Source organism: Methylocystis sp. Se48 (assembly GCF_056269425.1).
This window is the reverse complement of record NZ_CM149850.1, coordinates 65,630-90,087: the sequence shown is the minus strand read 5'-3', so window position 1 is coordinate 90,087 and position 24,458 is coordinate 65,630. Positions and strand designations below refer to the sequence as shown.

General features: G+C 64.6%; 21 protein-coding genes. 5 read left to right on the top strand and 16 right to left on the bottom strand.

What is annotated here, in order from left to right:
* Positions 1-6: 6 nt before the first annotated feature.
* Positions 7-696, top strand: a complete 690-nt coding sequence (gene trmD / locus ACV959_RS00445; protein WP_475737970.1) for a tRNA (guanosine(37)-N1)-methyltransferase TrmD — start codon at positions 7-9, stop codon at positions 694-696.
* On the opposite strand, the gene ACV959_RS00440 is transcribed toward trmD, so the two are convergent.
* The 7 genes from ACV959_RS00440 to ccrA form a co-directional block, all read right to left on the bottom strand.
* Positions 693-1,151, bottom strand: a complete 459-nt coding sequence (locus tag ACV959_RS00440) for a baeRF12 domain-containing protein (RefSeq protein ID WP_475737969.1) — start codon at positions 1,149-1,151, stop codon at positions 693-695. The two genes, trmD and ACV959_RS00440, sit on opposite strands and share 4 nt — an antisense overlap.
* A 112-nt stretch (positions 1,152-1,263) precedes the next feature.
* Positions 1,264-1,545 carry a hypothetical protein gene (locus ACV959_RS00435; protein WP_475737968.1) on the bottom strand — a complete coding sequence of 94 codons (282 nt, stop codon included), beginning with the start codon at positions 1,543-1,545 and terminating at the stop codon, positions 1,264-1,266.
* 313 nt (positions 1,546-1,858) lie between these two features.
* Positions 1,859-3,532, bottom strand: coding sequence for an acyl-CoA dehydrogenase family protein (locus ACV959_RS00430; protein WP_475737967.1), 1,674 nt, complete (start codon positions 3,530-3,532; stop codon positions 1,859-1,861).
* A gap of 140 nt (positions 3,533-3,672) precedes the next feature.
* Complete coding sequence (locus tag ACV959_RS00425; protein ID WP_475737966.1) at positions 3,673-5,442, bottom strand: GmrSD restriction endonuclease domain-containing protein; 1,770 nt, start codon at positions 5,440-5,442, stop codon at positions 3,673-3,675.
* A 180-nt stretch (positions 5,443-5,622) separates the two neighbouring features.
* On the bottom strand, positions 5,623-5,913 hold the full coding sequence (locus tag ACV959_RS00420; RefSeq protein WP_475737965.1) for a cytochrome P450: 291 nt from the start codon (positions 5,911-5,913) through the stop codon (positions 5,623-5,625).
* A 259-nt stretch (positions 5,914-6,172) separates the two neighbouring features.
* Positions 6,173-6,430: an ATP-binding cassette domain-containing protein gene (locus tag ACV959_RS00415; RefSeq protein WP_475737964.1), complete on the bottom strand. Its 258-nt coding sequence runs from the start codon at positions 6,428-6,430 to the stop codon at positions 6,173-6,175.
* Positions 6,431-6,616: 186 nt separating this feature from the next.
* Positions 6,617-7,846 carry a crotonyl-CoA carboxylase/reductase gene (gene ccrA, locus ACV959_RS00410; RefSeq protein WP_475739719.1) on the bottom strand — a complete coding sequence of 410 codons (1,230 nt, stop codon included), beginning with the start codon at positions 7,844-7,846 and terminating at the stop codon, positions 6,617-6,619.
* Positions 7,847-8,179: 333 nt separating this feature from the next.
* On the opposite strand from ccrA, the gene ACV959_RS00405 reads away from it, so the two are divergent.
* Both ACV959_RS00405 and uppP read left to right on the top strand, forming a co-directional pair.
* Positions 8,180-10,168 (top strand): protein meaA, encoded by a 1,989-nt coding sequence (locus ACV959_RS00405; RefSeq protein ID WP_475737963.1) that lies wholly within the window; start codon positions 8,180-8,182, stop codon positions 10,166-10,168.
* A gap of 163 nt (positions 10,169-10,331) precedes the next feature.
* Positions 10,332-11,204, top strand: a complete 873-nt coding sequence (gene uppP, locus ACV959_RS00400) for an undecaprenyl-diphosphatase UppP (RefSeq protein ID WP_475737962.1) — start codon at positions 10,332-10,334, stop codon at positions 11,202-11,204.
* A gap of 81 nt (positions 11,205-11,285) precedes the next feature.
* On the opposite strand, the gene ACV959_RS00395 is transcribed toward uppP, so the two are convergent.
* The 5 genes from ACV959_RS00395 to ACV959_RS00375 form a co-directional block, all read right to left on the bottom strand.
* Positions 11,286-12,461, bottom strand: coding sequence for a DNA methyltransferase (locus tag ACV959_RS00395; RefSeq protein ID WP_475737961.1), 1,176 nt, complete (start codon positions 12,459-12,461; stop codon positions 11,286-11,288).
* Between the two features lie 130 nt (positions 12,462-12,591).
* Complete coding sequence (locus tag ACV959_RS00390) at positions 12,592-13,209, bottom strand: ribonuclease HII (protein ID WP_475737960.1); 618 nt, start codon at positions 13,207-13,209, stop codon at positions 12,592-12,594.
* 116 nt (positions 13,210-13,325) lie between these two features.
* Positions 13,326-14,444 carry a PA0069 family radical SAM protein gene (locus tag ACV959_RS00385; protein ID WP_475739718.1) on the bottom strand — a complete coding sequence of 373 codons (1,119 nt, stop codon included), beginning with the start codon at positions 14,442-14,444 and terminating at the stop codon, positions 13,326-13,328.
* Positions 14,445-14,606: 162 nt separating this feature from the next.
* The gene (locus ACV959_RS00380) at positions 14,607-15,401 is read right to left on the bottom strand and encodes an SDR family oxidoreductase (RefSeq protein ID WP_475737959.1); all 795 of its coding nucleotides are present in this window, start codon (positions 15,399-15,401) and stop codon (positions 14,607-14,609) included.
* 111 nt (positions 15,402-15,512) lie between these two features.
* The gene (locus ACV959_RS00375; RefSeq protein ID WP_475737958.1) at positions 15,513-16,946 is read right to left on the bottom strand and encodes a homospermidine synthase; all 1,434 of its coding nucleotides are present in this window, start codon (positions 16,944-16,946) and stop codon (positions 15,513-15,515) included.
* A 269-nt stretch (positions 16,947-17,215) separates the two neighbouring features.
* On the opposite strand from ACV959_RS00375, the gene ACV959_RS00370 reads away from it, so the two are divergent.
* Positions 17,216-18,073 carry a CHAD domain-containing protein gene (locus ACV959_RS00370; RefSeq protein ID WP_475737957.1) on the top strand — a complete coding sequence of 286 codons (858 nt, stop codon included), beginning with the start codon at positions 17,216-17,218 and terminating at the stop codon, positions 18,071-18,073.
* A 20-nt stretch (positions 18,074-18,093) separates the two neighbouring features.
* On the opposite strand, the gene ACV959_RS00365 is transcribed toward ACV959_RS00370, so the two are convergent.
* The 4 genes from ACV959_RS00365 to ACV959_RS00350 all read right to left on the bottom strand — a co-directional run bounded on the left by ACV959_RS00365 (position 18,094) and on the right by ACV959_RS00350 (position 23,586).
* Positions 18,094-18,606 (bottom strand): hypothetical protein, encoded by a 513-nt coding sequence (locus ACV959_RS00365; RefSeq protein WP_475737956.1) that lies wholly within the window; start codon positions 18,604-18,606, stop codon positions 18,094-18,096.
* 395 nt (positions 18,607-19,001) lie between these two features.
* Positions 19,002-22,475, bottom strand: a complete 3,474-nt coding sequence (locus ACV959_RS00360; RefSeq protein WP_475737955.1) for an acyl-[ACP]--phospholipid O-acyltransferase — start codon at positions 22,473-22,475, stop codon at positions 19,002-19,004.
* Positions 22,476-22,571: 96 nt separating this feature from the next.
* Positions 22,572-22,847 carry a YiaA/YiaB family inner membrane protein gene (locus ACV959_RS00355; RefSeq protein WP_475737954.1) on the bottom strand — a complete coding sequence of 92 codons (276 nt, stop codon included), beginning with the start codon at positions 22,845-22,847 and terminating at the stop codon, positions 22,572-22,574.
* Positions 22,848-22,890: 43 nt separating this feature from the next.
* Positions 22,891-23,586 carry a PspA/IM30 family protein gene (locus ACV959_RS00350; protein ID WP_475737953.1) on the bottom strand — a complete coding sequence of 232 codons (696 nt, stop codon included), beginning with the start codon at positions 23,584-23,586 and terminating at the stop codon, positions 22,891-22,893.
* A 218-nt stretch (positions 23,587-23,804) separates the two neighbouring features.
* Here ACV959_RS00350 and ACV959_RS00345 point away from each other — a divergent pair, with 218 nt between their 5' ends.
* Positions 23,805-24,431, top strand: a complete 627-nt coding sequence (locus ACV959_RS00345) for a TetR/AcrR family transcriptional regulator (protein ID WP_475737952.1) — start codon at positions 23,805-23,807, stop codon at positions 24,429-24,431.
* Positions 24,432-24,458 lie beyond the last annotated feature (27 nt).

The window sequence follows — 24,458 nt, the reverse complement described above, 5'->3', positions numbered from 1 at the left end:
GCCGGCATGTGGCGCGCGACCCTCCTCACCCTTTTTCCCGAAATGTTTCCCGGCCCGCTCGGCTTCTCGCTTGCGGGCGACGCGCTCGCGCGGGGCGTCTGGGCGCTGGAGGCGAGGCAGATTCGCGCGCACGGGATCGGCCGCCATCGCGCGGTGGACGATACGCCCGCAGGCGGCGGGCCGGGCATGGTGATGCGCGCCGACGTGCTGGCGGCGGCGCTCGACGCGGCGGCGCCGGCCGGCGATCTGCGGCCGCGCCTCCTCATGTCGCCGCGCGGGGCCCCGCTGACGCAACGGCGGGTGCGGGCGCTCGCCGAGGGGCCGGGGGCGGTCATCCTCTGCGCCCGTTTCGAGGGCGTCGACGAGCGCGTGATCGCCGCGCGGGGCCTCGAGGAGGTCTCGATCGGCGACTACATCCTGTCCGGCGGCGAGATCGCCGCGCTCGCCCTGATGGACGCTTGCGTGCGGCTTCTGCCAGGCGTGATGGGCGAGGAATTGTCGGGAGAGGAGGAGAGCTTCGAGCAGGGACTCCTCGAATATCCCCATTACACGCGCCCCCGCGACTTCGAAGGCCGGGAGATACCGCCCGTTCTGCTCTCGGGCGACCACGCCAAAATCGCCAGATGGCGGCGCGACGAGGCCGTGAAGATCACACGGGCGAGACGGCCAGACCTTCTCGCCCGCGGCGAAGATTAGGTCGTTTTCAGCGCGAGGGCCTTCTCGATTTCGGGAAGCGGATGCTTGGTGAGATCCTTGGCGAGTTCGCCGGCGACCTTTCCCTGCGCCTTCGCCGACAGATCCTTGCGGATTTCGCCGAGCGTCTTGGGCGGCGCGACGATCACGATCTCCTTCATCTCGCCGCTCTCCGCCGCCGCGTTGATGCGATCGGCCATCGACCGGGCGAAGCGCTCCTCTTCGAGTTCGTGCCAGTCGACATTGCCCATGGAACTGCGGGCATGTGACCCGGCGGAGGCGAAAGCGCGCCCTGGGGCGTCGGAACCCTGCTCGCGGGCCGGGGGATTTTCCTCGATGCGCGTCTCGATCACGCGCAGATCGAGAATTTCCGCGTCGCCTTGGTTGGAAAAGAACAGCGCGCGCCGGCCGTCGCCGACGAGAACCCACGCGCCATTATGGACAGCAACTGCGCTCATAGCGATCCTCGCTCAGAAAAGCTCACGCCTCAGATTTGGCGAGCGAACGAGGGGAGAGCAAGCGTAGCCGCGGCGCGTCGAAAGGACGCGCCGTCCGGCTCGGCGTTGTCGATCAGGCGGCGAGCTTTTCCGCGTTCGGCGGCGTCTGTTTCATCTTCTCGACGAAGGGTTTCAGCTCGCCGCCGACGGGCGTCTCGGCGGCCGGCGGGGACGCGGCGCGCCGCCGGATGCGGGCCTCGTTGATCGCCCATGCCGCGCCGCAGACGGCGGCAATAAACAGCAGCGCCGTAAAGGGTTCGCCATTGCCGAAAAAGGACAGGTCGGGCGCGCATTCATTGGCGTATTCGCAGGCGTCCGACCAATCCTGCAGATACTGCTTGATCCCTTCCATCATCTAGACCTCCTTGGATCGCGGCGAGGGTGCAGGAAAAACCTTGCGCCTTCGTGGACAAACCATTTCTGGCGCATGTCCGTCGCGCTGTTTGTGCGATGCAACATACACTGCGCTGAGAAGCTTTCGCCAGTGTTAAATAAATCATGGCGCCGACAACGATCCCAAAGAATAACAGCGCTCTGCGCCATATCGCCGCATTGCGGAAAGATTGGGCGCCGCGGACGAAAAAAGCGTCGCAATCGTCGGGTTGCGAACAAAAAAGGGGGCCCAAAAGGGCCCCCGAGATCGCAAGCGAGGCGATTTTGCGGGCTTGTCAGCCCTCCAGCAGGCGGCGCGCGATGACCTGCGCCTGAATCTCCGCAGCGCCCTCGAAGATGTTGAGGATGCGGGCGTCGCAGAGGACGCGGGAGACCGGATATTCCAGCGCGAAACCATTGCCGCCATGGATCTGCAGGGCGTTGTCCGCCGCCGCCCAGGCGACGCGGGCGCCAAGCAGCTTGGACATGCCGGCCTCGAGGTCGCAGCGCTTGCCGGCGTCCTTCTCGCGCGCCGCGAAATAGGTGATCTGACGGGCGATGTGGATCTCCACCGCCATCGACACGATCTTGTTGAAGACGCGCGGGAAGGCGAAGAGCGGCTTGCCGAACTGGATGCGCTCCTTGGCGTATTTCAGGCCGAGGTCCAGCGCGCATTGCGCGACGCCCAGCGCGCGCGCGGCGGTCTGGATGCGGGCGGATTCGAAGGTCTCCATGAGTTGCTTGAAGCCTTTGCCCTCTTCGCCGCCGAGGAGATTTGCGGCCGGCACTTCGAAATTGTCGAAGCCGATCTCGAACTCCTTCATGCCGCGATAGCCGAGCACCTCGATCTCGCCGCCCGTCATGCCCTTGGCCGGGAAGGGATTCTCGTCCGTGCCGCGCGGCTTCTCCGCGATGAACATGGAAAGGCCCTTATAGCCCTTCTCGTTCGGATTGGTGCGCGCCAGCAGGGTCATGATGTCGGCGCGGACCGGATGGGTGATCCAGGTCTTGTTGCCGGTAACCTTGTAGACGTCGCCCTCTCGCACGGCGCGGGTGCGCAGACCCGCGAGATCGGAGCCGTTATTGGGCTCGGTGAAGACGGCGGTCGGCAGGATTTCACCCGAGGCGATCTTCGGCAGATACTTGTTTTTCTGGTTCTCCGTGCCGCCGACGAGGATCAGCTCGCCCGCGATCTCGGAGCGCGTGCCGAGCGAGCCGACGCCGATATAGGCGCGCGACAGCTCCTCGGAGACGACGCACATGGCGATCTTGCCCATGCCCGAGCCGCCGTATTCCTCCGGGATGGTGAGGCCGAAGACGCCGAGCTCGGCGAGGCCGGAGATGACATCGAGCGGAATATATTCATTCTTCGCGTGCCATTCCTGCGCGTAGGGCACGACATGGTCGGCCGCGAATTTGCGCATCTCGCTGCGGATGGCCTCCAGCGTCTCGTCGAGGCCCGAAGCGCCGATGGTCTCGGCCGCCGCGTGATGATCGATGAGTTCGGCGAGGCGGGCGCGGTTCGCCGGCGTATTGCCGGAGAGGATCAGGCGGTCGACCGCGGCTGGGCGCTTCGCGGCTATCTGCTGGGCGGAGAGGCCGAAATCCGAGAGTCGGACGAACTCGCCCTGGCTCATCGGAATGCCGCCATAGACCTGGGCGAGCAACTCGGCGTAGCCGATCTGGTTCAGAAGCTCTTCCGTCTCGCCATAGGCGCCTTCGCCCTGCAGGCGCTCGGCGTAGTCGATGAGCTCTTTCAGGCCCTGAACGTAGGTCGCGAACCAGGCGAGGCCGTGGGCGGCGTGCTGGTCGGCTTCGATCAGCTCGTTTGACAGCTTGCCGTCTTTCGTGACGCGGGCGCGCACGCTCGCGAGCGCATCATTATAGAGCGCCTCGACGGAGCCGAGCGCCTCCCTGGCGTCGGAGAGCCAGCTTGCGGGTTCGAGTTTCATCGCGACGGCTGCGGTCATGGAGCTTCCTACCGGGAATGAGGCCCGTTGCGGGCTGTGGAAAATTTGCGCCCTACATGCCGCCATTTTGGCTGCGACGCAACAGGACGCCCAAGGGTTAGTAGCCGACCGAGATGCGCGGGGATGCCCCGGTTAGCTAACTATTTGAACAGTTTCGACTGAGCCAAAGCTTCTGCCGTTGTCATGTCAACGGTTTCTGAGTTCTTCCTAATGGGGAAGGCTCCATTATAGCTTGAAAGATCGCTTTGGCCGGGCACCCGCATGCGAATGAATGGGCGGCCTTGATACTCAGCGTGGTCAATCGTTGTCGTGATCTGGGTCCTCAGCGGCTCGGATAACGGAAGCCGCTTTATTTCGTGAATCAACTGCTTCATATATTTTTCAAGATCTAACTTGAGTATTGATAGATCATGGGCCAGTCCAACAAAATAAACATCACCGATTTTGATCGGCTGAGTGTTGAAGAGCGCTCTTACCCGGCTGGCCGCGCTATCCTTGTCTGCAACCCCGAGATAAATGAAGCCGTCTATTTGCGGGTTCGTGTTGGCGATAGCGGCAGCAGTCCTCGCTAATTTGCTATACATTGAGCTGTCCAAGGAGGGAGTAGCGCTTAGTTCGCAAACTCCGATTTTGAACTCGTATCTGCTAGCTTCATACCGAGCCCGCCGCAAGGAATTCTCTAGCTCAACGACGAGAGCGTGCGCTGAACCAAAGACCGCCACATCCTTTTTTACAAAGTGCTTTTGAATTAGGCCTGTAACGACGGCGATGTTCCTCTCACGATCCTGCGTGGTGGAGTAGTGCGCAGAACGGATCATGTCTTTCTGAACATTAGTAAGAGCTGACCTGATACCTTCAAGATTATCTGGGAACATACCATGCTTAAACATAAGGTCATGGAAAGCCATGAAGGTTGCAAAGAACGTAGTTCTTGCCGGATTTTTCGGCTCATTATGCACACAATTACGAAAAGATAAAAATTCTCCTGTTTCAAAAACAGATCGAATTGCGCCGATTGTGGCTATAATCTCGTTCTTTAGGCGATCAACGCCATAAGCTACTAAAGCCGTTCCGTTATTTTTGAACTCTTCTGAATCTCGGTCAAAATATAGATCGAATACTTCTCGGCTAGCATTCAGTGGCGATCCCTTCAAAATAGAGATCGCAACGTCAGATATTATTTGCTCATCTTCGCTGCGAGCTAGGTCATTGGCGGGAATAATTCCGTGTTTGCACCAAAAAACATCAGCGGCATCAATTCCGTAGCGTTGCCGTTCTTTTGGGGCGTTGAAGCTGACCTCGGGCATTTTGTTGAGAAGCAGGATATCGGGTGACGAGTCACCCCTGAGCTCAAGCGCCAACCTTCTTACGACTTCAGAAAAGTCAGATACTAGACCTGCCTGTCGTTGCTCTTGGGGGCTGAGCTGCCGGCCACCACTATTTATCCTTCCGAATATTTCATTAATTCTTTCTTCATTTCCTTCGGTATCAATCGTTACAGCCAGCTGATATTCAAGAAATTTTGCGCACTCCTCAGGCGTGAGCCTCGAAACATTTTCGGGGTACTCAGAAAATACCCCCGCATCACGAACCAGCTTCGCACGTGCAAATTGCTCAATATCAAAGCATTTATCTCGTTCGTCCACGAACTGATGTTCGATAAACGAGAATATAGCGTTTAGGCGCTGCATGCCGTCTATAATCTCGAATGTTTCGGACGTGCCACCCTTGTTTTTCGCCAGCATGAAAAGAGGAATTGGCAATTCCTTCTCAATCGAGTCGATAAGATGACGTTTTTCAGATTCCGACCAAACAAGCTTTCGTTGATATCGTCTATTCACTGTTAGCTTATTGTCTGCATAGAGCCGATATGCCTCTTGTATACTCATGCCGCGAGGGGACAAAGACATTCTCAACTCTCCTTGCAACTGATTGGTTCACTGGACCAAAAGCGATGAGGCATCAAGGCTTGAGCCTTAATGTCCTAACCATCTTGCCTCCCTTCAACAACCCATCGTTAGTCATTAACCACCAGTCCATGGCCTCCCAATCAAGAGAGGGCCAAACAGCTCGCGCCGCCTTTGCCCTATTCAGCCCGCCTCCACCTTCAACGGCAGCCCATGCCTTGGCCGGTTCGAGATATTCGGCTGGATGTCCGGCCTGAACCCCTCCACCGGCCGCAGGCGGAAGGCGCGCACCAGCGTCGCCAGCACGGTGATCATCTCCAGCATCGGGAAGCTCATGCCGATGAAGATACGCGGCCCGGCGCCGAAGGGCAGATAGGCGCAGCGGTGGCGCGCCCTGGCTCTCTCGGGCGCGAAGCGGTCGGGGTCGAAGCCGTGGGAATCCCTCCCACAAAGGTCTCGAGCCGGTGCAGGCACCGGGTTGCGATGATGACGAGTCTCCCTTGCCGAGCTTTCGCTCGCCGAGGCGGACCTCCTCGCGCGCCGGGCGAGCGCGATGGCGACGCCGACTTTCTGGCGCATCCCTTGGAATAGGCGCGCACCGGGCGCATCGCGTCCTCCTTCGGGAGTCCCGCCGCGGCGAGCTGGGAGAGCAGCTCGGCGGCGGGGGCCGGAGCGCCGGAAAGTTCCGTGAAATAGGCGAGATTTTCGAGCCCCGTCAGCGCGCCGTAGAGCATCACCGTTTCGGGGATGTAGGCGAGCCTCGCGCGGGCGCCGAGCGGGGGTCCTTCGCGGAGTCGATTCCGCAAACCAGCGCCTGCCCCTCGGTCGGCTCGAGAAAGCCGAGGAAGAGGTTGACGGTGGTGGTTTTGCCCGCCCCGTTGGGGCCGAGCAGACAGAGAGCCTCCCCCGGTTCGACCGTGAGATTGAGCCGGTCGAGCGCGGGCGCGTTCGCGCCCGGATAAAACTTGGTGAGATCGCGCGCTTCCAGCATCGCCGCACTTTGCTGCTGCGCCGCGCGCGGCCGCGCGCAGGGCGCCGGTGTGAGAAAGGCGCGCAGGCTGCATCGTGACAGGCGACGCGTCAATCCTCATGCGTCCGCCTCGGGCCGGCGGCGCGGGAAAGGAAAACGGCGCGCCGGTTTCCCGGCGCGCCGCCTCAAGTCAGCGAGCGAATCCGCTCATTTTTTCTTATTGTAGGACTCGACCACGTCCTCGACCGTGTGCAGGCCGGGCTCCGGCGACATGACCAGCACGGCCATGTTGCCGGGCGCATGTTCGTTGCGCCACATCTTCATGTGCGCTTCCGGAATCTTGTCCCAGGCGAAGACCTCCGACATGCAGGGGTCGATGCGGCGGTCGAGCACGAACTGGTTCGCGGCCGAGGCCTGCTTGAGATGCGCGAAATGCGAACCCTGGATGCGCTTCTGGCGCATCCAGACATAGCGGGCGTCGAAGGTGAGGTTGAAGCCCGTCGTGCCGGCGCAGAACACCACCATGCCGCCGCGCTTGGCGACGAGGCAGGAGACCGGGAAAGTCGACTCGCCGGGGTGCTCGAAGACGATGTCGACGTCTTTCTTGCCGGTGATGTCCCAGATCGCCTTGCCGAACCTGCGGGCTTCCTTGGTCCATTCGTGGAATTCCGGCGAATTGACCTTCGGCAATTGGCCCCAGCACTTGAAGTCCTTTCGGTTGATCACGCCCTTGGCGCCGAGCGACATGACGTAATCGCGCTTGGATTCGTCCGAAATCACGCCGATGGCGTTGGCGCCCGAGGCCGCGCAGAGCTGCACGGCGAAGACGCCGAGGCCGCCCGAAGCGCCCCAGACCAGCACATTGTGGCCGGGCTTCAGCTCGTGCGGCTCATGGCCGAAGAGCATGCGATAGGCGGTGGCGAGCGTCAGCGTATAGCAGGCCGCCTCTTCCCAGGAGAGGTGCTTGGGGCGCTCCATGAGCTGGCGGTCCTGCGCGCGGCAGAACTGGGCGAAGGAGCCGTCCGGCGTCTCATAGCCCCAGATGCGCTGCGAGGGCGAGAACATCGGATCGCCGCCGTTGCACTCCTCGTCGTCCCCATCGTCCTGATTGCAGTGGATAATGACCTCGTCGCCCACCTTCCAGCGCTTCACCTTGGAGCCGACCGCCCAGACAATGCCGGAGGCGTCGGACCCGCAGATGTGATAGGGATTCTTGTGGCCGTCGAGCGGGGAGATGGGCTCGCCGAGCGAAGCCCAGACGCCATTGTAGTTGACGCCGGCCGCCATCACGAGAACGAGCACGTCGTGGCTGTCGAGATCCCAGGTCGGGAGAACCTCGAGCTGCATCGCCGTCTCCGGCGGGCCGTGACGCTCCTTACGGATCGCCCAGGCGTACATGTTCTTGGGAACATGGCCGAGCGGCGGGATTTCGCCCATCTCGTAAAGGTCTTTCTTCTCGCTCAAGGTAAAGCTCCCTCCGCTCCATAGACTTGGACGGGCGGGGAGACGTCGGCGCGGCGTTAGACGCCCCCGGAGACCCCGCCTGGTTGCAGCGCATATAACCGGCCGATCTTATAGTGGCCTGGCGACGCGCGGCATAGGGCGAAAATTTCGATAGGTCCCGCAGGTTTTACCGATGGCCGGCCGTCGCGTCGCGCCCGGCGCGAGCGAAGGCCAATCCGGCGCGCCCGCGCAAGGGCCGGCCGCGACGACGGCCTCACTTGTCAAAACATCGGGCTGTGCTATCGCAGCGAACCGAGGAGGAGCCCGATGACCGACACGCCTGCCGAGAAGAGCCGGACCAATGGCCGCGACAAGCCCTGGATGTTTCGCACCTACGCCGGTCACTCGACCGCCGCGGCGTCGAACCGTCTCTACCGCTCCAACCTCGCCAAGGGTCAGACGGGTCTTTCCATCGCCTTCGACCTGCCGACCCAGACCGGCTACGACAGCGACCACATTCTCTCGCGCGGCGAGGTGGGCAAGGTCGGCGTCCCCGTCTCGCATCTCGGCGACATGCGCACTCTCTTCGACGGCATCCCGCTCGGCGAGATGAACACGTCGATGACCATCAACGCCACCGCCGTGTGGCTGATGGCGCTCTACATCGCCGCGGCCGAAGAGCAGGGCGTCCCGCGCGCGAAGCTTCAGGGCACGACGCAAAACGACATCATCAAGGAATATCTTTCGCGCGGCTCCTATGTCTTCCCGCCGAAGCAGTCCCTGCGCCTCACGCAGGATCTCATTCTCTTCACGACGAAGGAATGTCCCAAGTTCAATCCGATGAACGTCTGCTCCTATCATCTGCAGGAAGCAGGCGCGACGCCGGCGCAGGAGCTCGCCTATGCGCTGGCGACGGCGGTGGCCATTCTCGACGGCGTCAAGGCCGCAGGGCTTTCGGAAGAGGAATTCGCGCAGGTCGTCGGCCGCATCTCCTTCTTCGTCAACGCCGGCATGCGCTTCATCACCGAAGTCTCGAAGATGCGCGCCTTCACGGAGCTGTGGGATGAGATCACCCGCGACCGCTATGGCGTGAAGGACGAGAAGCTTCGCCGCTTCCGCTATGGCGTGCAGGTCAATTCGCTCGGCCTCACCGAGCAGCAGCCGGAAAACAACGTCTACCGCATCCTGATCGAGATGCTGGCCGTCGTTCTCTCCAAGAACGCCCGCGCCCGCGCCGTGCAGCTGCCCGCCTGGAACGAGGCGCTGGGCCTGCCGCGTCCGTGGGATCAGCAATGGTCGCTGCGCATGCAGCAGATCATGGCCTATGAAACGGACCTGCTCGAATATGGCGACATTTTCGATGGAAATCCCGAGATCGCCCGCAAGGTCGCGGAGCTGAAGGCCGAGGCCATGGCCGAGCTGAAGAGGATCGACGAACTCGGCGGCGCGGCCGCCGCGGTCGAGATCGGCTATATGAAATCGAAGCTCGTCGAGTCGAACACCGCGCGCCTCGAGGCGATCGAGGCGGGCGAGCAGGTCGTCGTCGGCGTCAACAAGTTCACGAGCACGGAACCCTCGCCCCTCGCCTCGGGCGGCGACGCCATCATGGTGGTGCCGGAGGGGGTCGAGGCGGATCAGATCGCGCGCCTCAGGGCTTGGCGCGAGAGCCGCGACAACAAGGCCGCGCAGGCCGCTGTCGAGGAACTCGCCCGCGCCGCCAGGGAAGGCCGCAACATGGTGGAGCCGTCCATCGCCGCCGCAAAGGCCGGCGTCACGACCGGCGAATGGGGCAATGTGCTGCGCGGGATCTTCGGCGAATATCGCGCGCCGACGGGGGTCTCCTCGACGGCCCGCCAAGTCGGCGGCCAGCTCGACAAGGTGCGCGGCGAGGTGGAGCGCGTCTCCCACAAGATCGGCGCCCGCGCCAAGTTCCTCGTCGGCAAGCCGGGCCTCGACGGCCACTCCAACGGCGCGGAGCAGATCGCCGTGCGCGCGCGCGACGCGGGCTTCGACGTGATCTACGCCGGCATCCGCTCGACGCCGGCAGAACTCGTGGAGACGGCGAAGAAGGAGGGCGTGCACTGCATCGGCCTCTCGATCCTCTCGGGCTCGCATGTCACGCTCGCGCATGAAGTGATGCGTTTGATGAAGGAGGAAGGCGTCTCGGCGCCGCTCGTCGTCGGCGGCATCATCCCGCCGGCGGACGAGAAACTGCTGCTCGAGTCGGGCGTCGCCGCGGTCTATACGCCCAAGAACTACGACCTCAACGTTATCATGACCGACCTCGCCAGGATCATCGAAAACAGCGTCGCCTGACGATCTGGGTCCCAGGGCGCGAAAAGGGGCGCGGGACGGCGAGGCCCCCGCGCCCGCCGCTTTTGCGACGCGTTTCATCTCCATTAACCAAATCCGCGCATGGTCGAAATTCCGTGAAGCGCCGCGCGCCGGCCGCGCGCGCCAGCATCCGGCGGGAGATAAAATGGCGACGGCTTGCACCAATGGTCTCGATACGGGTTTCGTGGACCTCGGCTATATGAAAGTCGCGGCGCTCGGCGTCGTCCAGGGGATTACCGAGCTTCTGCCGATTTCCTCCACGGCGCACATGCGCATCGTGCCCGCGCTGCTCGGCTGGAAGGATCCCGGTTCGGCCTTTTCCGCCGCCATGCAGCTCGCGGCGCTCGCCGCCGTGATCAGCTATTTCTGGAGCGACATCCGGACGCTCGCGGTCGGCTCGATCGCCGCGATCAAACGGCGCGATTTCAGCGACTGGTCGTTTCGCTTCGTGATGTGGATCGGCCTTGCGACGATCCCGATCGGGATCGCGGGCGTCCTGCTGTCGCATACGCTCAATACCTGCGGCTCGCCGCTGCGCTCGCTGCCCGTCGTCGGCATTTCCTGCATCGTGATGGCGGCGCTGCTCGCGATCGCGGAGCTTTACTGCAATCACACGCGCACGCTCGACCATGTGAGCCTCAAGGACGCGATGATCGTCGGTTTCGCGCAGGTCGGCGCGCTCATACCCGGCGTGTCGCGTTCCGGGTCCACGCTCACCGCCGCCCTCTTCCTCGATCTGAAACGCGAGGAAGCGGCGCGTTTCTCCTTCCTGCTCGGCCTGCCGGCGATCGCGCTCGCGGGATTGAAGGAGCTTTGGGAGCTGCACAAGGCGCAGCTCGACTTCCACGGCTGGTCGGTGCTGACGCTCGGGCTTTTCATCGCCTCGATCTCCGCTTTCGCGGCGATCTGGGGCCTGCTGCGGATTCTGGAGCGCTTCTCGGCCTGGCCCTTCGTCGCCTATCGCGCCTTCATCGGCGTCGTGCTGCTCGTGGGCTTTTACGGCGGCTTCCTCGCCTGACCGCCGAGCGCGCCGCCAAACGAAAAAAACTCGGAAGGGCCGCATCCGGGCTGTCCGGGTTTTTTGTTGGACGCCGCTCTTTTATTCCGCCGCCTCACTCAAGCGTTCGCGCGCCTGAGCGCGCAAGGCGTCGATCGGCGCAAGGCGGCCGTTTTCCTCGAAATGCCAGAAGGTCCAGCCGTTGCAGGCGGGCAGGCCCTGCGCCAGCGCGCCGATCTTGTGGATCGAACCGACGAAGCCCGACAACGACAGCGTTCCATCGGCGCGCACGAAGGCGGTATGCCGCTTCTTCGCGTCGGTGAGCGCGGCGCCGGGCGCGATCAGTCCCGCTTCGACAAGGCTCGCAAAAGCGATGCGCGGCTCTGCGCGTTTGGACGGCGCGGCGGCGACGGCTTCTTCTGGGAGCGGCTCGACCTGCGCGATGCGCGCCGCGGCGGCCCGGGCATAGGCGGATTCGCGTTCGAGCCCGAGATAGTCGCGGCGCAGACGCTTGGCGACGGCGCCCGTCGTCCCTGTGCCGAAGAAGGGATCGAGCACGAGATCTCCGGGATTGGACGCTGAGAGTATGACCCGCGCGAGCAGCGTTTCGGGCTTTTGCGTGGGATGCGCCTTGCGGCCTTGCGAGTCTTTCAGCCGCTCCGCCCCGGTGCAGATCGGCAGGAGCCAGTCGGACCGCATCTGGCAATCTTCATTGCCGGCCTTCAGCGCTTCGTAGTTGAAGGTGTAGCTTTTCGCGCCGGCGTCGCGCGCCGCCCAGATCATCGTCTCATGGGCGTTGGTGAAGCGGCGGCCGCGGAAATTCGGCATCGGGTTGTTCTTGCGCCAGACGATGTCGTTGAGGATCCAGAATCCGAGATCCTGCATGATCGCGCCGACGCGAAAGATGTTGTGGTAGGAGCCGATGACGAAGATCGTCGCCGAAGGCTTCATCACGCGGCGCGCGGCGGACAGCCAGTCTCGCGTGAAAGCGTCATAGGCGGCGAAATCGGCGAACTTGTCCCAGTCGTCGTCGACGGCGTCGACGAGGCTCTGGTCCGGGCGCGTCAGCTTGGTGGCGAGCTGGAGATTATAGGGCGGATCGGCGAAGACGAGATCGACGGTTTCCGGCGACAGACCCCGCATCAGCTCGACGCAATCCCCTTGGAGGATGGCGTTTCGAGCTGGCGGCGCGCGGAGCGGCCCTGCGTTGGAAGACCCGGTACGCGTGACCTTTATCCGGGTTGTGAGGCGGGCCGCCCCGACGCGCGCGCTACTCATTCACTCGACACCACATACGCTAACAACACGCGCGAGAATGCCGGAACGAAGTAAAAGCCGCGTATAGGAGGGGTTTGGGGAGGCGTCTCTTTTTCGAACGGAAATCTTAATGAAAAAACAAACTTAACAGTCAATCAGCGTCCGCGGGGCGGCGCTTGAGCGGCGAGAAACTCAGGCGATGCGCGGGCGTGGGGCCGAGCGCGCGCAGGGCGTCGAGATGCGCGCGCGCCCCGTAGCCCACATTGGCGCGAAAGCCATAGCCAGGATATTGCGAGTCGAGGCGTCGCATCATCGCGTCGCGGGCGACCTTCGCGACGATGGAGGCGGCGGCGATGGACAGCGTCGAGGCGTCGCCCTTGACGATGGCGCGGCAAGGGCAGGAGAGCCGCGGGGGATCGGAGCCGTCGACGAGCGCGAATTTCGGCGCGATCGACAGTCCGGCGACCGCGCGCGTCATGGCGGCCAACGTCGCCTGCCGGATGTTCATCGCATCGATTTCGGCGGGCGTGACGAAAGCGACCGCGACCGCGCAGGCGCCTTGCAGGATGCGCTCGAAAGCGGCCTCGCGCTCCCTCTGGCTCAGGACTTTGGAATCGTCGAGGCCCGCCGGCAGGCGCGCGGGATCGAGAATCACCGCCGCGGCGGCGACAGGGCCCGCGAGCGGTCCGCGACCGACTTCGTCGACGCCTGCGACGGGCCAGACGCCGAGGCGCCGCAATCGGCTTTCGAGGCGGAAGTCCGGTCCCATGACGCGCGTTTTCGGGGATGGCCGACGCGGGCCCTTCCCGGGGTGAGGATGCTTAGGGCCCTATACACGCTTCGGCGCGCCGCCTGAATGGATTTTGCTGGGGCGGTCTGCGGGCGTCAAAACAGCGCGAGCTGTTGCGGGCCGCGCCGCGGCGGCTCGAACAGGTCGGTTCGCAGCCGCGTCGCGGATTGCGCGAATCCGAGCCGCCGCGCGGCGATTTCGAATCGCCGGCCGATCATCCAGGCGTAGGGTCCGTCTCCCGTCATGCGCTTGCCGAAACTCGCGTCATAGGCTTTCCCCCCGCGCGTCGACCGCACGAGCGACAGCGCGCGCCGCGCCTTGTCCGGGAAATTGGCGACGAGCCATTCGCTGAAAAGATCGCGTAATTCGAGCGGCAGGCGCAACATGATGTAGCCGGCTTCGCGCGCGCCGGCGGCGCGGGCGCGGGCAAGGATCGCCTCGATCTCGTGGTCGTTGATCGAAGGAATGACCGGCGCGGTCATCACCGCCACGGGAACGCCCGCCGCGGCGAGTTTTTCCATCGCGTCGAGGCGGCGCTCCGGCGTCGCCGCGCGCGGCTCCATGAGCCGGGCGAGGCGCGGGTCGAGCGTCGTGACGGAGAGCGCCACTTTCGCGAGCCCCTGCGCCGCCATCGGGGCGAGGAGATCGAGATCGCGCAGCACCAGCGCGGATTTGGTGACGATCGCGACCGGATGGCGGGCGCGCGCCAGAGTTTCGAGAATCGACCGCATCACGCGATGGCGCTTCTCGCTAGGCTGGTAGGGGTCGGTGTTGGTTCCGATCGCGATCGGCTTCGGCGCATAGTTCGGCGCCGACAAGTCGCGCTCAAGAATTTGCGCCGCCCCCTCCTTCACGAAAATCTCCGTCTCGAAATCGAGGCCGGGGGAGAGGCCCATATAGGCGTGCGTAGGCCGGGCGAAGCAGTAGACGCAGCCATGCTCGCAGCCGCGATAGGGATTGATCGAGCGGTCGAAGGAAATGTCCGGCGAATCGTTTTTCGTGATGATCGAGCGCGGCTTCTCGACATGGATCGTCGTCTTCAGCGCGTCGAGGCCCTCGAGCGATCCCCAGCCGTCATCCGTCGCCTCGCGCTGTTCCCGCTCGAAACGCCCCCCGCGCCGCGAGATCGCGCCGCGCCCGCGCCGCCGCTCGGCGTCGATGAGCGCCCCGGCCTTCGCCTGCATCGCCGTCGATGCTTCCGCCAAACGATCCATGACGACCTCCAGCACATTTCGAAGGGAGGCCGGCCCGCGGCTGGCCTCCCGTCCGTCGCGCTTCGGGGACATGGCGCCCCGCCCCGGCTCGACCCGCCAGGGCGGAACATAGCGCGAATACAGAACAGATAAAGAACATTTAACGCGCGCGCAAGCGGGCGATCAGAGACCCGGCGTCGTTTTTGCGAACAGGGCCTCGAAATCCGTCGTCGGCGCGGCGGACAGTTCTTCCGGCTTGGAGATGAGGTCGAAAGCCTTGTTGCGCGCATTGGGCGAGAGCAGGGCCTGGACGACGACTTCCGCGACGTCGGCGCGGGGGATCGCGCGCGGGACGCCCTCGACCGGCGCCTTGATGAAGGCGTCGTCCTTTCCCACGAGAAGCTCCCGCCGGCCGCCCGGCGCGTCGACGAGCCCGCCGGGCCGCAGGATCGTGTAGGCGACGCCCGAATCGATCAGAAAGGCTTCGAGCCTGCGCTTCCAGACGAGGACGTCGCCGCAGCCGAGCCGATTGAGCGGGTGATCCTCGATCGTGCCGCCCATGGAGCCGACGAGAACGATATGGCCGACGCCGGCGGCGCGCGCCGCCTCGACCAGCGCCGTCCCGCCGAGATAGACGACCTCCCGTGGCGCGCCGCCCGGCGCAAATTCGAATTCCAGCTTGCCGCCCGGCCGCGGGGCGCCCTTCGGGCGCGGGGTGGAGCTCGACAGAATGACGAGCGCGTCGACGCCCCTGAGCGCGGGCGCGAACGTTTCGGGCTTCCTCACGTCGCCGAAGAAGAAACCGTCCGGGCTCCCGAAGAGTTCGATCGCCTTCCCGGGCGCGCGCGCGAAGCCGAGGGCCTCGAAGTCGCGGGGCCGGGCGCGCAGCTTTTTCAGCGCGAGGGCGCCGGTGCGTCCCGTCGCGCCTGTAACGAGCACGCGCATCATCGCCTGCGTTTCCCGGGTTTTCGCGTCCATCGCCGATCGCCCGGAACTTCGTGCGCCGGCGCGCTGGCGGCAAGCGCGCGCCGCGCAAAAAAAGAGGCGGCGCATCGGCGCCGCCTTGATCCCTTTGCGAATCCGCGCGCCTCAGCGCACGAGAATGTTCCGGAACTGCCAGGGATCGCTCTCGTCGATGTCCTCGGGGAAGAGGCCGGGGCGGTCGGTCAGCGGCGTCCAGTCGGTGTAATAGCCCTTCACCGGACCGAGATAGGGAAGCTGCACCTCGAGGCAGCGCTTGTAGTCCACTTCGTCCGCCTCGACGATGCCGGCCTCCGGATTCTCCAGCGCCCAGACCATGCCGGCGAGGGCGGCGGAAGAAACCTGCAAGCCCGTCGCGTTCTGATAGGGCGCGAGGTCGCGCGTCTCCTCGATCGACAGCTGCGAGCCGAACCAATAGGCGTTCTTCGCGTGCCCGTAGACGAGCACGCCGAGTTCGTCGATTCCGTCGACGATTTCCTGCTCGTCTAGAATCTTCCATTCCGGCTGCATCCGTCCCGCGGCGCCGAACATCTCGTGGAGCGACAGCACGGCGTCGTTGGCGGGGTGATAGGCGTAATGGCAGGTGGGGCGATAGACGGCCTTGCCGGCGGCGTCGCGCACAGTGAAGTAATCCGCGATCGAGATCGACTCATTGTGCGTGACGAGGAAGCCGAACTGCGCGCCGGGCGTCGGGCACCAGGTCCGCACGCGCGTATTGGCGCCGGGCGAAAGCAGATAGATCGCCGCGCCGCAGCCGGTCGGGTGGGTCCGGCCGATGTCGGGCAGCGCCTTCTCATGCGTGCCCCAGCCGAGTTCGGCAGGCTGCATGCCCTCCGAGACGAAGCCCTCGACCGACCATGTGTTGACGAAGACGTTGAGCGGCTTTGGGTTGCGGGCGCGCTGGGTGTCGCGCTCGGCGATGTGGATTCCCTTAACGCCGAGCTTCTGCGCGAGCAGGCCCCATTCCGCGCGCGTCTCCGGCTCCTTGTCGAAGGCGCCCGTATCCTTCGCGATATTCACCAGCGCCTGTTTCACGAACCACGACACCATGCCCGGATTGGCGCCGACGCAGGAGACGGCGGTGGAGCCGCCCGGATTTTTGCGGCGCTCTTCGAGAACCGTCTCGCGCAGCGCGTAATTGGTGCGCGCCTCGTTGCCCATCGACTTGTCGAAATAGAAGCCCGGCCAGGGCTCGACGACCGTGTCGACGTAGAGGCATTTGAGCTCGCGCGCGAGCTGCATGATGGCGAGCGACGAGACATCGACCGAAAGATTGACGACGAACCCCTGTCCGCCGCCCCTCGTGAGCAGCGGCGTCAGCACCTCGCGGTAGTTCTGAGGGGTGAGCTTTTCCTTCAGAAAGGCGATCCCGCGTTCGTCGAGCAGGCGACGATGCGTATCGACGGGATCGATGACCGTGAAACGATCCTTGTCGAATTCGAAATGGCGCTCGATCAGGGGCAGGATGCCGCGCCCGATGGAGCCGAAACCGATCAGCACGATCGGGCCGGTGATTTTGCCATAGACGGGCCAGACGGACATGGGCGGTTCTCCTGCCTGCGAGGTTGATGTTGCGCCGCGATAAAGCAGGGGCGGGCGCGATAATCAAGTGCGGGCGCGGTCTACTCTTGATTGTGACAATCGGATGACGTCAGCCTCCGGCCGCAAGCTATAGAGGCGCCGTCATGACAGCTTCGAACCAGAATTCAAAAGCGGGGGCGAACGGGAGCGCCGTCCTGCGGCGCGTCGATCCGCCGGCGCCCTCAAAAGCGCGAAAAGCAAAACCGGTCGCGCTTTTAAAGGGCGACTCCGTGGAGGACGCCGCGGTTTGCGTCTTTTCCGCCGCGCTCGATCATTTCGAGGCCAATTTCCCCGCATTTCGCGCGAGCGACGACGCGGAGGCCGTGCATCAGATGCGGGTGGCGCTGCGGCGTCTGCGCGCGGCGATCGGGCTTTTTCGCGAGGCATTGTCGGGACCGGCGCTCGAGGCGGCGCGCGAGCGTGCGAAAACGCTCGCGGGCGTTCTGGGCGGCGCCCGGGATTGGGACGTCTTCCGCGAGATGATCGCCGACGGACCCGGCGCCGCGCTCGCCGACGAACCCGGTTTTTATGCGCTGCTCGACGCCGTCGAGCTTCGCCGCGCGACAGCCTATCGGGCCGCGCGCGAGGCGCTCGACGATTCGCAGACGAAAAGCTTCGTCGAGGATTTGCGAAAGGCCGTCGCGAGACGGGACTGGACCGCCGCCGAGGGCGCGCGGGACGCGGGCTCCGCGCGCGGCTTCGCGGCGAAGGCGCTGACGCGGCTGCGCAAGCGCGTGCTGAAGAGGGCGTCGGGGCTCGCGAAACTCTCGCCCGAAGAGCGGCACGCGGCGCGCATTGCGCTGAAAAAGGCGCGCTACGGGGCCGAATTCTTCGAGAGCCTGTTTTCGCACGTCGAGGACGCCGCCGATTATTCGGCGGCGCTTGCCGAGCTGCAGGACGGGCTCGGCGCCTTCAACGACATGGAAATGGCGAACGCACTGCTCGACGAAATCGACGCCGAGGGCTCCGCCGCTCTACGCGCCTCCGGCTTCGTGCGCGGCTGGTTCGCCCATGCGGCGCAGGCGGGCGCGGCGCACGCGCGCAAGAGCGAGAAGCGGCTGAAGAGGCTGCGGCCGTTCTGGGGGTGATCGAGCGGCTAGGCGGCCTGCTATTTGTCGACGAGATATTTCGAGCACTCGCCGCCGAGTCCGCCCAGCGCCATTTTGCCCGAACCACAGCAATCGAGCCCGTCACGGCCGACATAGGTGTCCGGCCAGCACGCCGCGGGCTTCAAGCGGCGCCACCGCTGGCCCAGCCGATTTGGGCCGCCGGTCCCATATTTCTCGTAGGCGCATTCTTCCGAGCGTTGTTTGTTTCGCTCACCGGAGTATTTTTTGTTGAAGACGTCCTGCCCCAAGCTTCGGCATTCGCTCCACAGCGCCTCGTCTTCGTTGCGACCCGCCTTTGCCGCTGCGATGACGTTCCGGCATTTAGGATGATCGGGTTGCTCCAAGCAATAGACGTGATCCGTCGTGTAGCGCTTGTAGCGGCTTTCGAATGACCTGCATGTGTCCGCCAACTGACGGGGGATGTCCGATTTGCCGCAATTCTCTTCGTAAAACGCTGGCGTGAAATCGAACCGGCCCCGCTCGGGGCCGGCCCGCCGATAGGTCACGGTCATGCAGGAAGCGTCGCTCTCTGAAAAACAGATGCGACAGGGCTTATTCGCCTCGCACTTGCCTGGCGCCGAACGGGAGCTTTCGGGCGAGAATGCGTAGCGAGTTCCATTTTCCGAGGGATGAAATACGACATGCGCATCGCAATTGCTCGGACAAGAATATCCATCGTTGTAGATGGTGAGAAGGAAACTGCGCGCCGAGGCTGCGTCCACGACTCCGAGAGAAAAAAACAGCGACATCGCTAGCCGGATAGATTGCATGAAAACACCTATTCAAAACGAAACGTCGATCAAAAACCGTAAGAGAATAGAACCATCCGATTCCTTGGTCAATGACGGATCGCGCCGGAGCGCAGGGGTGAAGACGCGCGCCCGAGGTCGCGTGCGTCGCAATGGCGTCACGCCGAGATCGCCGCGCTCCCGTCGATCCGCCCGAGCACGCCGTTGGGCAGGCGCGGGCCGCCGCCCATGTAGCGGTTGCGGTCGCGCACCATCTTCGTGACGCCCGAGAAGTCGAGCTTGCCGGAGCCGAGCAGCGGAATGCGCTCGACATACAAAACCTCCGCCGGGATCGCGAGGTCCGAGGCGCCTTTCGATTTGGCGTAGGCCATGAAGTCGGCCCGCGTCGCGTCCTTCTGCTGGGTGACGAGAACGATGCGCTCGCCCTTGCGCGGGTCGATTTCGGTCGCTGCGGCGGAGAGCGCCTTGGGCCACAGTTCCGCGGCGAGCTGCTCGATCGCCGCGAGCGAAACCATTTCGCCGCCAATCTTGGCGAAGCGCTTGGCCCGGCCCTTGATCGTCACGAAGCCCTGCGCGTCGATCGCGACGATGTCGCCCGTGTCGTGCCAGCCGTCTTCCGGCGGTTGCAGCACGCCCGGGTTGTCGGCCCTGAGATAGCCCATCATCACATTGGGGCCGCGCACCAGGAGCCGCCCGCCCTCCTCCACGCCTGGAACGGGTTCGAGCTTGTGATCGACGCCCGGCATCAGGCGGCCGACCGTGCCGAATTTGTTGAACATCGGCGTATTGAGCGCGAGCACCGGCGCCGTCTCCGTGACGCCATAGCCTTCGAGAATGCGGATGCCGAATTTTTCGCACCAGACGTCGCGCGTCGACTGTTTCACGGGCTCCGCGCCCGCGACGACATAGCGAATCGAACGGAAGTCGTAGGGATGCGCGCTGCGCGCATAGCCTGCGAGGAAAGTGTCGGTGCCAAAGAAGATGGTCGCGTTCACGCCATAGATCAGCTCCGGGACGATGCGGTAGTGCAGCGGCGAGGGGTAGAAATAGACCGGCACGCCGGAGATGAGCGGCAGCATGAAGCCGATCGTCAGCCCGAAGCAATGGAACACCGGCAGCACGTTGAAGACCTTGTCCTGCCGGCCGAAGTCGATGCGCGCCGCCGCCTGCGCGGCGTTCGCCAGCATGTTGCGGTGGGAGAGCGCGACGCCCTTCGGCGCGCCTTCGGAGCCGGAGGTGAACAGCACCACCGCCATGTCGTCGGGCCCGCGCGCCGCGACCGGCTTCTTGAACGTCAGCATGGCCCGCAGCTTGTCGAGGAGCGTGACGCTCGCGCGCATGTCTTCGAGATAGACGAGCGTCGTCTTCTGTTCCAAAGCCTCCGCGAGCTTGTCGAGCTTGCCTTTCTCGATGAAGGCGCGCGAGGTCAGTATGGTCTGGACCTTCGCCGCTTCGCAGCCCGAGAGAATATTCGTCGCCCCGGCGGTGAAATTGATCATCGCCGGAACGCGGCCCGCCGACGTGACGGCGAGGAAGGCCACGCCCGCGGCGTTGGCGTTGGGCAGCATGACGCCGACGGCGTCGCCAGGCGCGCCGATCTTCGCGATTTTTTCGCCGAGCGCGCGCGCGCCAATGAGAATCCTGCGGTAGGCGAGCTTGCCGGTGAGCGGGTCTTCCAGCGCGACGCGCGAAAAGCCATGTTTGTCCGCCGCGCGCACCGTCGCCTCGAAAATCGTCTCGTCGGTCTTCGTCGTGCGGAAGACGAGGTCCGACATGATCTGATAAAGCGCCGCGCCGGCCGCCATGCGCCGCGCCTTGCCTTTCAGCTCCTCGTCGACCGTGAGGCGCACGGGCTCCTGCACCGTGAGCGTGAATTTGGGGAACCAGCGACGGCGCGCCTGTTCGCGCGTGAGGCGCGAGAAGATGGTGGCCTCGGGGCCGTCGATCTTCACCGGCACGACCATCGCGCCCGATTTCTCGGCGATGAGGCCGGCGCCGTCATAGACTTTCATCAGGCTGCCGGTGACGGTGAGGCGCCCTTCGGGAAAAATCACCAGCGGATCGCCCGCCTTCACGGCGTTGACCAGCGTGCGCGTGCCGAGCGGCTTCGAGGGATCGAGCGGAATGGCGCGCGTGACCTTCAGGAAGGGCTTCACCCACCAGCGTTGCGAAATGCCCACGTCGATGGCGAAAACGGGCTCCCTCGGAAGGACGGAGAGAATCGCCGCCGCGTCGAGGAAGCTCACATGGTTGAGCGCGACGATCGGATTCGGGCCAGCCTTGTCGAAATTCTCGATTCCCTTCGTCTCCAGCCGGTAGAAGGCGCGAAAGAAGATCGAGACGAGATCGAGCAGCGGATTCGTGACGACCGCCTTGCGAATCCAGACGGCGGAAAGAAAGGCGACGGCGCCCATGCCGAGGAAGAGCTGCGCCAGCGTTGCGCCCTTGCTTTGCAGCAGGGCGACGCCCAGCCCGCCGAGCGCCATGAACGCGGCGTTGTGGACATTGACCGCCGCGATCATGCGAGCGCGCTGTTCGGCGGGGCTCTGCGCCTGTATGGCGGCGAAGGCCGGGACGATCATCAGGCCGCCAGCGAGCGCGAGCAGCGCGAGGTCGATCGAGACGCGCAGCGCGCCGGGCTGTTCGAAATAGGCCGCGACGTCGAGCTCGGCCGCGGCGGGCCCCGCCCCGCGAAAGAGTTCCGCTATGCCGAGATCGGCGGAGGCGAGGGCGATGATCGCGGCGCCGATCGCGGCGGGCAGCAGAACGATGCGGCCCTTGAGCAGAAAGGCCGCGAGGCCGGAGCCGACGCCGATGGCGACGGCGAAAATCGCAAGGTGGAGCGTCACGACGCTCTCGGCGCCATGAAGCGAATGGGTGACGAGCGGCGGCATCAGCGACATGGCGATGGAGCCGTAGAGCCAGAAAAGGCTCGTGACCGTCGTCAGCCGGCGTAGCGCCGGTTCGGCGCGCAACGCCCTCAGCAGCTTGAATGTCGATCGGAAGATGTTGGCGTCGATCTTCAGAGCCGGCGCGGCGCGCGCCGTCGAAGGGATGAGCCAGGCGGCGGCGTAGCTCGCGAGCGCTGTGGCCATGACCCCGCCCGCGAAGGCGAGCGCCCCGAAATGGTCGCCATGCTCCTGCATGGCCAAGCCGCCCGCGATGGTGCCTGCGAGAATGGCGACGAAGGTCGCGCTTTCAACGAGGGCGTTTCCGGCCGGCAGTTCCTCGCGCGTCAGATGATCGGGCAGGATGCCGTATTTCACTGGTCCGAAGAGCGCCCCGGTGACGCCGAAGAGAAAGAGCGCTGCGAATAGCGTGGGCACGTCGGAGAAATAGAAGCCCGCCGCGGAGAGGGCGGCGACGCCGATTTCCGCGAGGCTCAGACGGCGCGCGATCGCCGCCTTGTCGAATTTGTCCGCCATCTCGCCCGCAATTCCCGAGAGCAGGAAGAAAGGCGCGATGAACACCGCGCCTGCGAGCGTTACGAGCGAGGCGCCCGTCTCGCCGCCGATCTGCGCGAGAATGAGCAGGACGAGCGAGTTTTTGAGGAAATTGTCGTTGAAGGCCGCGAAGAACTGACGCCAGAACAGGGGCGCGAAGCGGCGCGTGGCCAGAAGCGACTGCGACATGACAATGGTCCGAAATGCTGGGCCGTCGACAATTGATCGACGCTGATTAAGGATCGGTCAAGACGCCGGCCGATGCGGGAAAATAGGGGCGCTGCGTTACGCGGCTTTCGAGACGTCCATGAGGAGGCGCTCGGTTTTCGCGTCCTCGATGCGGTTGAGGAGCTTTTCCGCCTCGACATTATCGCGGACCGTCTTGGCGAGCACGATGCAAGACTGCACCAGCATCACCACCCCCATGGCGAGAAAGCCCTTCATCCAGTAGTCGATCGGCATGAGGAATATGCCGCCGAAGAGCATCAGTAGCGACAGGCCGAAGGCGATGTACGAGAAGGAGACGAAGGCGGATGAGTGTTTGATGGCTTGAGCGGACATTTCCGTTACTTCCTTTCTGGCGGGGTTGGAGATTTCCGGACGGTCACGAAGAGGCGCCGGCCTTTTCCTTCAGGCGGGCGAGGACGTCGGCGGGGCGCGGCTTGACCGGCGGGCCGAAACCCGCATCGGCGAGCGTCTCGTTGAGATTTTCGGCGCATGGCTCGGCCTCGAGCGCGTCGAGCGCCGCCTCGGCCGCGCAGGCTTCCGTCTGCCGTTCGCGCAGCCGGGCGAGCGTCGCCTCGGCTTCGGACAGCGTCGACTGATGACAGGGCGCTTCCTCCAGCCGGCCGCGCCGGGCGACGCGCACCGCGTGCGCCGCGCGGGCGATGCGCCGGCCGCGTTCGAGTTCCGCGAGCCTCGCGGTCTGACTTTGGACATGCCGCTCGAGCTTGGCGATTTCAGCCGCGAAAATAGCGCAGGCCTTCTCGGCCGCCTGCGCGTCGCCTTCCAGGGCGGCGATGGTCTCGGCGGCCTTCTGCGCCAGATCGTCGCGTCCGGCCCTGAGCGCCTCGACCGCGCGGGCTTCGAGTTCCGCGATCCGACTGCGGGCGGCGGCGAGCTTTTGAGCCTCGGCCCTGTCCTGGGCGATGGCGATCGCAAGCGCCTTTTTGGCGCGGTCGACGGCGAACGCCGCGTCGCGCATCTGCTGATCGAGAAGCGACAGCGCGTGGCGATCCGCGAGGCGTTCCTCCGCCTCGTAAGCGCGTCCGCGCAGAAGGGTGACGACGGTCTTGAACATAAGAGCCTCCAATAGTGAACACAGTTCACAATGGCTGCTTACCGCAGGACTGAACTTTGTTCAATACAATTATTGAACGCCGTTCCGAATCATGGTTTACCGACCCCGACTTGGAACAGTCGGCCGGCCCGGCGGTTTGATCGACAGAGACAGTCCGTCGTCTGCGCCGCGGCCCCGTCGTCGCGCGGAACTTGGGACGCGCGAAACAGGGGATCGCCGTGAGCGAGACGAGAACGGAAGCCGGCGCGCAGCGCCGGGTGCGATTGCGGGAGCGTCTGCTGGACGTGGCGGGCCGCACCATCGCTGGGAAGGGCCTCACGGGCCTGAAGGCCCGCGACCTCGCCGCGGAGGCCGGATGCGCCCTGGGGGCGATCTACACGGCTTTCGACGATCTGGACGAGCTGATCCTGCGCGTCAATCTCTCGACGCTGGAACGGCTGGCGCAGTCCCTCGACGCGGCTCTGCGAGGCGCGGCGCCCTCGGAAGCGCTGCTCGCTCTCGCGCGCGCCTATCTCGAGTTCGCGCGCCGCGAAGAGCCGAGCTGGCGGGCGCTGTTCGAGCACCGTCTCTCGACGGGCGGGGCGGTGCCGGACTGGTATGCGGAGGTTCGCAACGCGCTCTTTCGCCGCCTCGAGGCGCCGCTCGCCGAGCTTTTGCCGAACGAAAGGGCCGAGGAGCGCGCGCGCCTCGCTCGCACGCTGTTTTCGGCCGTTCACGGCGTCGTCGCGCTCGGCCTCGAGGAAAAAATCGCCGCGACGCCGCCCGAAGCGCTGGACGCGCAGCTCGAGGCGCTGGTTCGCCTGATCGCCGACGGGCTGTCGATCCGCGCCGCGGGTCGAACCTGACGCTTGCGCAGAGGTTCGCGACCTGAC